Source organism: Curtobacterium sp. MCLR17_034 (genome assembly GCF_003234485.1).
In the GTDB taxonomy this organism is placed as follows: domain Bacteria; phylum Actinomycetota; class Actinomycetes; order Actinomycetales; family Microbacteriaceae; genus Curtobacterium; species Curtobacterium flaccumfaciens.
On sequence record NZ_QKTH01000011.1, the window covers coordinates 106607 to 117373 of the forward strand.

Sequence of the window (10767 nt, forward strand, 5' to 3'; positions counted from 1 at the left end):
CGCCCAGCAGCGCGCAAGCGCAACGTGCCGGTGTGCCGGCGCTAGTCGTCCTCCCCGAGCAGCTCGCCACGCACCCGTCGGATGTCCTCGAGCAGTGCCCCGATGAGCACCCAGTGCCGGGAGTTCGGCCGGACCACCTCGAGCGGCGCGGTGAGTGCCGGCTCGGAAGCCTCCGCCCACGGCCCGACGTCCGGCCCGGAGGCAGCAGTGTCCGCTCCGCCGACCCCGTCCACCGGGTCGAGCCGTGTCGACTCGACCCGCGCACTGAGGGCCCGGACGTCCGCACCGATCCGTGCCACCTCGGTTGCGATGCCGTGCACCACCGGGTCGTCGCGCAGGTCCGGTGCGGTGTTGTCGCGGATCGCCCGGGTCATCCCGGTGACCCGGGTCACCAGGACGCGCAGGTGGTCGGTGGTCACCACGTCGCGGTCGAGGATCGTCCGGTGCCGTCCACTGCGCGGGTTCATCGTCAGGGACTCGCGCGCCGACCCCAGGGACGCCTCGGCCTTGGCGTGCTGCTGCCGCAGTGCGCGGGCCGCGACGAGCGCCTCGTCCCAGCGCTCGCGGTCCCACCCCTCGGTCAGGCCGATCGCGATCCGCTCGAACGCCACCGCGGTGTCACGGGCGAGCCGGGCGACGGCGAGGTGCGCCGGTTCGAGCAGCACGGGCGGCACGATGAGCGCGTTCACGACCAGGGCGACGATCGCACCGATCACGGTCTCGAGGATCCGGTCGGCGGAGTAGTTCGGCGTCACGACCCCGGCGGTGAGCACGAGCATCCCGCTGATCCCCACCTGGGTGGCCGAGGTCGGGGTGAGCCGGAGTGCCCAGGCGATGAGGATCGCGAGCACGATGACGAGCAGCACGACGAACACGCCGTCGCCGAGCAGCAGGTGGAACCCGGTGGCCAGCACGACGCCGATCACCACGCCCGCGCTCCGCTCGAGCCCCTTCACGAACGACTGGTTGATGCTCGGCTGCACCACGAGCAGTGCAGCGATCGCCGCGAAGGTGGGGAACGGCCCCTGGATGACCAGGCGGCAGAGGAGCACGGCGGCGACCACCGCGACGGCGGTCTTCACGACCTGCAGGAACGGCGTGCGACTGGAGCTGCGGAGACGCGCGACCGGGTTCACACCGACCACGGTAGCCACCGGCCGCGCGCCGAGCCGTGCACGAACGCGACGAAACCCGCGCGACACGGTTGACTGATGTCGTGTGGCCCAACCATGAGCGCGTCATCCCGCAGGCCTTCGCCGGCTCCGGGACCTCCGTGGTGGCCGCGCGGGCGCACTCCGTCGAGCCCTCGGGCAACGGCTACCTGTACGGCTACGAGGTCGACACGGTGGACCGCAACGGCCAGCGCGCCACGGTCCTGACCTACGTCGACACCGGCGGCACCCACGACCAGAACAGCGCGATCGTCACCGACCCGGCGACAGGTGACCCGGTGTCGGTGTGGGCGTACCCGAACGACCCCGGCCTGCCGGTGCTGCCGCAGGTCACCTACCGCGACGCCGTCGCCGAGCTGCTGACCACGCTCGGCATGCCCGTCACCGACCCGGTGCTCACCGTGGCGGCGTACCGGCCCGGCAAGCGCGCGGTCGTCCGCGTGGACGCCCCCGAGCGCACCCTGTTCCTGAAGATCGTCCGCCCGCACCGGGTCGCGCCGATCGTGCAGTCGCACGAGCAGTTCGTCGCGGCCGGTCTGCCCGTGCCGCGTGTGCTGTCCAGCCGTGGCGACGGCCTGCTCGTGCTCGAGCGCATCCGCGGGGTGCCCGCCGGCAGCCGCATCCTCGACATCGCCGACGACCCCCGCTTCGTGGCGTCGCTCGCCGCGCTGAGCGGCCGGGTCGCCACCGTCCCGATGACCCAGCAGGCGCGCGCCGACGCGATGGACCACGCCGACTGGCACCGTCGCACGCTCATCGCCGCCCTGCCGCACGACGCCGAGGAGATCGACCGCCTGTACGACGCCATCGGCCGCCGCTCCATCGGCTGGTCGAGCTCGACCAAGCAGGTCGTGCACGGCGACCTGCACCTGGAGCAGGTCTTCGTCGACGAGGACGAGCCGTGGCGCATCTCCGGCCTGCTCGACATCGACACCGCGGGCTGGGGCTTCCCGGTCCGTGACGTCGGTGCCGTCGTCGCCCACCTCGTGGTCACCGGGCTCTGGCACCGGTCCCGAGGCGACGCCGAGCGCGGCGCCGCCGCCGAGCGCCTCGCCGACGCGATCGCCCGCGACTGGGTCGCGCGCAACCCGCGCGAGGCCGACCGCATCGGACCCGCCATCGGCGCCCAGCTGCTCGCCCACGCCGGCGGCCAGGCGACCACCGGTTCCGCCAACGGGATCCAGACCGCCCAGCAGCTCCTCGCCGCGACGCAGGCCGCCCTGGCGGACGCGGCCCCGAGCCTCCCGACCGGTGGTTCGACCCGCCCGCGGTCCGCACCGCAGGTCTGAGACGCGACGCCGCTGTCGCGAAAGCGACAGTTCTGCGCGGAACATCCGCGGCGTCCTGTCGCTTTCGCGGGGTCACCGGGGCAGGGAACCGGAGACGTGTCGCTTCGGTGGGGTGAACACGACCGGAGGACGGACTGGAGGCCCGGGTCGGGCCCGCCACGGGCCTCCCGTCCGCCGTCGCGACGCGCGCGGGCAACGCGCCGGTCGCCTCCGTCGGTGGTCCGGGAGTAAACTGAGCGCGCACGCACCGCGTTCCCGCGTGCCGCGTCGATTCCGGACGCAGCCGTCGATCACTTGATCGACGCGGGGACCGGGCCGTGACCGCCCCGAGGGGGCATCACGTGCGTGTGACGACGCCGGATCCCGGCGCGGACCGTCCGAACCTGCTCCCGGCAGGTGCTCGTGTGGAACGGCTCGCGGGAGTCCACCGGACGTCCCGATGCGGGGACCGGCGATGCGGTGGGCCACGGTGGCCCGCAGCTGAACCGGAGCCGCGCCAGGCACCGGTGCAGGACTTCCCGCCCCACGGGCGGATCGCCCCGACGTGTGGGCGGAACAGGAGGAGCGTTGGCTCGATCAGGCACCCGGCGTGCTGCCGGCGGGACGCGGACCGCGTCACGTCGCACCAGGCCGCTGGACAACGACGGCGTCATCCCCGTCCTCGCCCGCGCTGTGCGCGAGGTCGAGGCTGCGGCGCAGCGCGGACCGCTCAAGGCATCGAACCGGACGAAGTTCCAGGCGGTCGCCCTGCTCATGCGCGAAGAGCGCGCGCGGGTGAAGGCCGACACGGAGCTCACCGACGCGCAGCGCGCCGAGCAGCTCAAGCGGCTCGACGGCGTGGCCACGATCCTCGCGAAGACGGCGGCGCGCGACACCAGCGTCATCCAGCTCCTCGCCGAAGAGGTCCAGGTGTCCGAGGCGACGCGTGCGGTCAAGCGCGACATGATGATCGCCGGCGGCATGGAACTGCAGCCGGAGGACCTCGTCATCGCGTCCGAGCCCGCCGCGGTCGTCGAGACCCCGGTGCGGGCCGTCGTGCCGCAGGCGGTCGTGCAGCGCCAGCTGGCGAACCCCTTCATGCCACCGGACTTCGCCCTCGCCGACCAGCCCGTCGCGCACCCGCGTCGCCTGGCGAACTGGGAACTGTTCGGGCCGCTGTTCAAGTCGTTCGAGTACGGCGCGGGCGGGGGAGCGGCGACGATGCCGCTGCCGGAGCCCACGACGCTGCACTCGCGCTCGGGCACCACGCTCATGAAGCACCAGGCGGAACTCGTCGCCGCCGCGGCGCAGGGGCACCGCACGTTCCTGCTCGCCGACGAGCCCGGCCTCGGCAAGACCGCACAGTCGCTGCTCGCCGCCGACGCCGCGAACGCGTTCCCTCTGCTCGTCGTCGTGCCGAACGTCGTCAAGACGAACTGGGCGCGTGAAGCCGAGCGCTGGGTGCCGAACCACCGCGCCACGGTGATCCACGGGGACGGCAACGACCTCGACGGGTTCGCCGACATCGTCATCGTGAACTACGAGATCCTCGACCGGCACGCCGGGTGGCTCGGCAACTTCGGGTTCAAGGGGATGGTCGTCGACGAGGCGCACTTCATCAAGAACAGGGACTCGCAGCGCGCCCGGTTCGTGCTGCAGATCGCCGAGCGCATCCGGCAGCGCACCGCCGCACCGCTGCTCATGGCGCTGACCGGTACCCCGCTGATCAACTCGGTCGAGGACTTCCGCACCATCTGGGAGTACCTCGGCTGGATCGACGACAAGAAGCCGCGCGCGAAGCTCATGAACGAGCTCGAGGAGATCGGCCTGACGCCGGCCGACCCCGGGTTCTTCGTCGAGGCCCGCCGTGCCGTCATCGACCAGGGCATCGTCCGACGCCGCAAGGTCGACGTCGCCGCGGACATCCCGGCACGCCGGATCGCCGACATCCCCGTCGAGCTCGACGGTGACGAGGGTCGCTCCATCCGCGACGCCGAGCGCGAGCTCACCGCGAAGCTCGTCCGCCGCTACCACCAGGCGCTCGACGCCCGCACCGGGCAGGACCCGGTCGTCGGCATCGACCACAAGCTGGTCCGCCAGGTCGCCCGCTGGGAGCTCGAGGACCAGGACGCCTCGTCGACCGGCGAGAACGTGTTCTCGATGGTCCGCCGCATCGGCCGGGCCAAGGCCCAGCTCGCGGCCGACTACGCGGCGCAGCTCGCCTCGAACGTCGGCAAGGTCGTGTTCTTCGCGAAGCACCTCGACGTGATGGACCAGGCGGAAGAGGTGTTCGCCCGTCGCGGCCTGCGCACCGCCACGATCCGCGGCGACCAGACCCCGACGCAGCGCACGGCCGAGATCGACTCGTTCGTGAACGACCCCGACGTCGCCGTCATCGTCTGCTCGCTGACCGCGGCCGGGGTCGGCCTGAACCTGCAGGTGTCGTCGAACGTCGTGCTCGCCGAGCTGTCGTGGACGAGCGCCGAGCAGACCCAGGCGATCGACCGCGTGCACCGCATCGGGCAGGAAGAGCCCGTCACCGCGTGGCGCATCATCGCCGCGCAGACGATCGACACCAAGATCGCCGAGCTCATCGACTCGAAGGCGTCCCTGGCCGCCCGCGCGCTCGACGGTTCGGACGAAGAGGTCGTCGACTCCGGTGACATCCAGCTCGACGCGATGGCTGCGCTGCTGACCGAGGCGCTCGGCGGCTAGCGCCGGCGCGTCCGGCGCTGTCCCGGACAGCAAAACACCGGTGTTCGCACTCTGAACCGCGTCATGCGCGTGTTCGGAGCGTGAACACCGGTGTTTTGCGAGGGGAACCTGCTCAGATGCGGGACTGCACCTCGGCCAGGGACGGGTTCGTCGCCGTCGTGCCGTCGGGGAACACCAGCGTCGGCACGGTCTGGTTGCCGCCGTTGACCTCGGCGACGAGCTCGGCGGTGCCCGGGGTCTGCTCGATGTCGACCTCGGTGAAGGGCACCCCGGCCTTCGACATCTGGTTCTTCAGCCGGGCGCAGTAGCCGCACCACGTGGTGGTGAACATCGTGACGCCGCCGGCTTCGGGCGTGAACTGCTCGCGGGTGATCGTGTCGCTCATCCCTGCAGGCTAACCCCGGGTGCGGGGAAACCCCGCAGTGCCTGGTAGACAAGAGCGTGTGAGCCACACGCACCTCGAGATCGAGCGCACCTACGACCTGCCCGAGGGCGGTGCCCTCCCCGACCTCGTCGGCGCGGGCGGCATCCTCCGCACCGAGCACCAGGAGCCGTTCGAACTGGACGCGACCTACTGGGACACCGAGCGGTACGACCTGGTGGCCGCGCGGGTGACCGTCCGCCGTCGCACGGGCGGCCCCGACGCCGGCTGGCACATCAAGCGCTCGGAGTCGGACACGGTCCGCCACGAGCAGCAGTTCCCCCTGACCGACGACGCCGACACGGTGCCCGACGAGGTCCTCGCCGCGCTCTTCACGGAGCGTCGTGGCCGCGGGCTGCGTCCCGTCGTCCGGATCACGACCACCCGCACCGTCACCCGACTGCTCGACGAGGACGGCGACCAGATCGCCGAGCTCGCCGACGACCAGGTCACCGCCCGGCGCCTCGACGACGATGCTCCGGAGACCCCCCGCACCTGGCGCGAGGTCGAGGTCGAGACCGTCGACGGAGTCGACCCGCAGATCGCCCACGAGCTGTTCGCGGCCCTCGACGGGCGCTTCGCGGCCGTCGGTGCCGGCCCCGCCGCCGTCGCGTCCAAGCTGGCACGCGGGCTGGCAGGAGCACCGGCACCGCGCCTCCAGACCGAGGAGAAGCCGGCCAAGGGCACGACCGCACGCATCCTGGCGAAGCGGGTGCGCAAGCTGCGCGTCGCGCTGCTCGGCCAGGAGGCCCGGCTCCGCTCCGGCGACACGGCCGACCTCCGGCAGGCGGCCGACACCACCCTCGAGATCGCCGCGATCCTGGGCGCCTACCGTCCGGCGTTCCCCGACGGCGAGGCCGTCGACCGCGCCGCCGAGGCGGCGGACGGCCTGGCGGGCGTCACCGCGCGTGCGGCGCTGGCCGAGTACCTGATCGACCGGCTGCCGCGGGCGTCGTCGCCGGCGCAGGACGACCTGGTCGACGCGATGACCCGTGAGCGCATCCTCGCCTCGACCCGGGAACGTCGCGACCAGGCGGTGCGGGACGTCGTCGCGTTCCTGCACGGCGAGCCGTTCCTCGAACTGCTCGACGCCCTCGACGACGCCGCCGAGCGCCCGGCGCCGACAGCGTGGTCGCTCCGCGCACCGAAGCAGGTCGCGCAGGACGTCGGCGCCGACGTGAAGCCGCGCGTGCGCGAACTCGTCCGGGCCGCCGTCGCCGACGACACCTCGGACACCGCTGCCGAGCGCGAGGCTGCCGACCGGACCACCACCGAGGCCGCGTGGCAGGAGACGATGCGCGCCCGGATGGCGATGGACGTGCTCGGTGACGACGCGTTCCCGCACGCGCTGTGGAAGCGGATCGGCACCGCGGCCGACGTGCTGACCGAACGGGTGCGGTCCCTGCACGCCCTCGACATCCTGCGGGCGAACGCGGCGATCGCGGAGCGCGGGGGTGAGGGCACGTTCGGGTACGGGGTGCTCGCGGGGGACCGGGTGCGCCTGGCCGAGGAGTCCTACGACGAGGCGGTGCACGCGCTCAACCGCGTGTGAGCGGGGTGCGCGCTGCGTGCGCTTGGTGCGCTTCGTTCGCTTGGTGAGCAGAAGAGGTCGGGTCCCGCGTTCGGACCCGACCTCTTCTGCTCACGAAGTGCGAGGCGTCGCTCAGCCCGCGGCGATCGGGTTGGCGGTGGCCGCGGCGGGCGTCTCGTCGGCGAGCCCGAGCACGTCGAGCAGCCAGGCGAGTTCGAACGCCCGCTCCTTCCACGACGCGTAGCGACCGCTGACACCACCGTGGCCGGCGGACATCTCGGTCTTCAGCAGCACCGGCGCGCCGACCTCGCGGAGCTTCGCGGTCCACTTCGCGGGCTCGACGTACAGCACGCGGGTGTCGTTGATCGAGGTCACGGCGAGGATCTGCGGGTACTGCACGTCGTCACGGACGTTCTCGTACGGGGTGTACTCGCTCATGTAGCGGTAGACCTCGGCGTCGTGCAGCGGGTCGCCCCACTCGTCCCACTCGATGACGGTGAGGGGCAGGTCCGGGTCGAGGATGCTCGTCAGCGCGTCGACGAACGGCACGGCGGCCAGGATGCCGGCGAACCGCTCGGGTGCGAGGTTGGCGACCGCACCCATCAGGAGCCCGCCCGCGCTGCCACCCTCGGCCACGAGCCGGTCGGCGCTCGTGCGGCCGGACTCGATCAGGTGCTCGGCGACCGCGACGAAGTCGGTGAAGGTGTTCTTCTTCGTCAGGGTCTTGCCGTTCTCGTACCAGTGCCGGCCGAGCTCACCGCCACCACGGACGTGCGCGACGGCGAAGACGACACCGCGGTCGAGCATCGACAGGCGCATGACGCTGAAGCCGGGGTCGATCGAGTGCTCGTACGAGCCGTAGCCGTAGAGGTGCAGCGGTGCCGGGGTGCCGTCCTCGACGGCGTCACGACGCCAGACGAGCGAGATCGGCACACGGGTGCCGTCCGACGCGGTCGCCCAGTCGCGCTCCTGCACGTAGTCGGCCGGGTCGTAGCCGCCGAGCACGGGCTGGCGCTTCAGGACGGTGACCTCGCCGGTGGCCAGGTCGAGGTCGCTGACCTCGGAAGGGGTCACGAACGACGTGTACCCGATGCGGAGCGTCGGCTGCTCCCACTCCGGGTTGCCGCCGAGCCCCGCCGAGAACAGTGCTTCGTCGAAGGGGACCTCGTGCGCGTCGCCGTAGCCGTCGCCCTCGATCGGGATGATCGCGACGCGGGGGAGCGCCTCGGACCGGTACTCCAGGGCGAGGTGCCCGGCGAAGGCGTCGACCGACTCGATTCGGCGTTCGGTGTGGTGCGCCACGACGACGCGGCGGTCACGCTCGGACGTCGGGTCGTCGGCGGGGACGTCGACGAGCTCGAAGTTCTCGGCGCCGTCGTTGTGCAGCACCAGGAACCGGTCGCTGCCGCCGACGATGGCGTGCTCGATCTCGTACTCGACACCCTCACGGCGGGGCCAGACGACCTGGAACTCACCGGTCGGGTCCGCGGCGTCGAGGACGTGCGCCTCGGACGTGATCTTCGAGCCGAGCTCGATGACGATGTACTGCGATGAGCGGGTGACACCGACGCCGACCCAGTAGCGGTCGTCGGGTTCCTCGAACACCAGGACGTCCTCGGACGCCGCGGTGCCGACCGTGTGGCGCCAGATCTTGTCCGGACGCCACGACTCGTCGACCGTGGGGTAGAAGACGTAGCGGCCGGCCGGGTCGAACGTGGCGCCGGCGCCCGTGTTCGGGATGGCGTCGCCGAGGTCGGTCCCCGAGGCCAGGTCGCGCACGTGCAGGGTGTACCGCTCGTCGCCCTCGACGTCGATGCCGTAGACCAGGCGGGTGCCGTCGTCGCTGATGTCGTAGGTGCCGAGGGAGAAGAACTCGTGGCCGTCGGCCAGCGCGTTGCCGTCGAGGACCACCTGCTCGCCGGGGAGTGTCGACTCGCCCTCGACGACGGCGGGCGGCGTCCAGTCGTCGGGGCCGGCGACGGGCACGCGGCAGTGCACGCCGTACTGGCTGCCCTCGGCGGTGCGGGTGAAGTACCACCAGTCGCCCATGCGGACCGGCACGGAGAGGTCGGTCTCCTGGACGCGGCTCTTCACCTCGGCGAAGATGCGGTCGCGCAGCGGCGCGAGGTGCGCGGTGGCGGCGTCGGTGTGGGCGTTCTCGGCTTCGAGGTACGCCAGGGTGTCGGGGGATTCCTTGTCCCGCAGCCACTCGTAGTCGTCGACGAAGTCGATGCCGTGGTGGGTCCGTGTCACGGGCCGCTTGGCGGCGCTGGGCGGGGTAGATGCGGTGTGCTCGTTGCTCACCGTCCCACCCTATTCGCCCGCACCCCCGGTCAGGCCGCCGTGCGCTCGCGCCCGCCCACCGCCGCCTGCACCCGCTGCTCGAACGCCTCGAGCTCGTCGACCACGGCCGGTGCGACCCACGCCCGGTCTCGGAGACGATCGGTGACCGGACGGAGCACTCCCGCCAGCACCAGGTCGTGGGTGACGCGCTCGACCTCGTCGGTGGTGAGCAGGGTGTCCAGGTGCGCTTCGGTTAGGACGGGGTCGTCGGCGAGCGCACGGCCGACGACCGCGTGCGGGCCCGAGGCACAGGGGCCGGCGGACCGATCGGCGTCGTGCTCGGCGAGCAGCAGGGCGCTCAGGGTCGCCTCATCACAGACCGTCCCGATCGCGAGGGCCAGGTCGACCACGAACCCGGTGACCTTGCCGTCGCGGTACTGCTCGAGGTGCCGGAAGTACCGCCGCCGATCCGTAGCGAGCGCGGTGGCCACCGGTGCCGTGACCGTGGTCGTCACCCCGCGTCGCCGGAGCACGGCACCGATCAGCGCGCGCCCGATCCGACCGTTGCCGTCGGTGAACGGGTGGATCGACTCGAACTGGGCGTGGGCGATCGCGGCCTGGGCGATCGGGTGCAGGTCCACACGGTGCACGAACGCGAACAGGTCGGCCATCAGCGGTGCCACGAGCTCGGGCGGTGGTGGCACGTACACGGCATCGCGGGGCGTGGCGCCGCCGCCGATCCAGTTCTGCACGTCTCGGTACCGGCCGGCGTACCGTCCGTCCACCGGGTCGTCGCGCATCAGCAGGCGGTGTGCCTCGAGCAGGGAGGCCTCGGTGACGGTGCCCGAGTCCGCTCCGGACACCAGGTGCTCGACGGCGCCGCCGGCCCGGACGACCGCGGTGGCACCGGCGTTCGCCCGGATGCCGACGAGGGCCCGTGCCAGGTCGTCGATCGACGCGGACTCGTCCTCGATCCGCGACGACGCCACGGCTTCGGTCCGGCCGAGCACGGACCCGAGCGGCGCGAGCCGGGAGCCGTGGTGGACGTCGAGGGCGCGCAGGGCCGTGGCGCTCCGGTCGAGCAGCGCGACGGTGTCGTCGTCGGGCGTCCACCGGGCCCTCGCGATGGACGGGGGCAGCGACACCTGCACGGTGGTCACCAGCCGGTCGTCACGGCACCCGCGGACGGTGCTCCGCCACGGTCGCTCGCTGCGTTCGTGCGTGGGCCAGGTGTCGCTCCGGTGTGCCATCCCGCGACGGTAGAGCCACCCGGACGCTCGACGCCAGGAATCGGTATTTCGCCCGCTCGCCGCCTGCCGCCGCGGGCTCGCCCGGCGCCGCCGCCCGACCCCCCGGCCCCGCCGCGCGCCCCTGCGA

7 protein-coding genes are annotated in these 10767 nt (G+C 72.4%); 3 read left to right on the forward strand and 4 right to left on the reverse strand.

Annotated elements, in window-relative coordinates; all coding sequences use genetic code 11:
- Positions 1-41: 41 nt before the first annotated feature.
- Positions 42-1136 (reverse strand): aromatic acid exporter family protein, encoded by a 1095-nt coding sequence (locus DEI98_RS12415; RefSeq protein ID WP_111087568.1) that lies wholly within the window; start codon positions 1134-1136, stop codon positions 42-44.
- A gap of 80 nt (positions 1137-1216) precedes the next feature.
- Here DEI98_RS12415 and DEI98_RS12420 point away from each other — a divergent pair, with 80 nt between their 5' ends.
- Positions 1217-2461, forward strand: a complete 1245-nt coding sequence (locus DEI98_RS12420) for an aminoglycoside phosphotransferase family protein (RefSeq protein WP_110864837.1) — start codon at positions 1217-1219, stop codon at positions 2459-2461.
- A gap of 567 nt (positions 2462-3028) precedes the next feature.
- Entirely contained in the window at positions 3029-5155 is a 2127-nt protein-coding gene (locus DEI98_RS12425; RefSeq protein WP_181422702.1) for a DEAD/DEAH box helicase, read from the forward strand.
- Positions 5156-5267: 112 nt separating this feature from the next.
- On the opposite strand, the gene DEI98_RS12430 is transcribed toward DEI98_RS12425, so the two are convergent.
- Positions 5268-5540: a mycoredoxin gene (locus DEI98_RS12430; protein ID WP_027464730.1), complete on the reverse strand. Its 273-nt coding sequence runs from the start codon at positions 5538-5540 to the stop codon at positions 5268-5270.
- 58 nt (positions 5541-5598) lie between these two features.
- Here DEI98_RS12430 and DEI98_RS12435 point away from each other — a divergent pair, with 58 nt between their 5' ends.
- Entirely contained in the window at positions 5599-7128 is a 1530-nt protein-coding gene (locus DEI98_RS12435) for a CYTH domain-containing protein (protein ID WP_181438029.1), read from the forward strand.
- A 111-nt stretch (positions 7129-7239) separates the two neighbouring features.
- On the opposite strand, the gene DEI98_RS12440 is transcribed toward DEI98_RS12435, so the two are convergent.
- Together DEI98_RS12440 and DEI98_RS12445 are read right to left on the reverse strand one after the other, a co-directional pair.
- Positions 7240-9411: a S9 family peptidase gene (locus DEI98_RS12440; RefSeq protein WP_111047942.1), complete on the reverse strand. Its 2172-nt coding sequence runs from the start codon at positions 9409-9411 to the stop codon at positions 7240-7242.
- A 29-nt stretch (positions 9412-9440) separates the two neighbouring features.
- Entirely contained in the window at positions 9441-10640 is a 1200-nt protein-coding gene (locus tag DEI98_RS12445; RefSeq protein ID WP_111100887.1) for a Fic family protein, read from the reverse strand.
- Between the last annotated feature and the right edge of the window lie 127 nt (positions 10641-10767).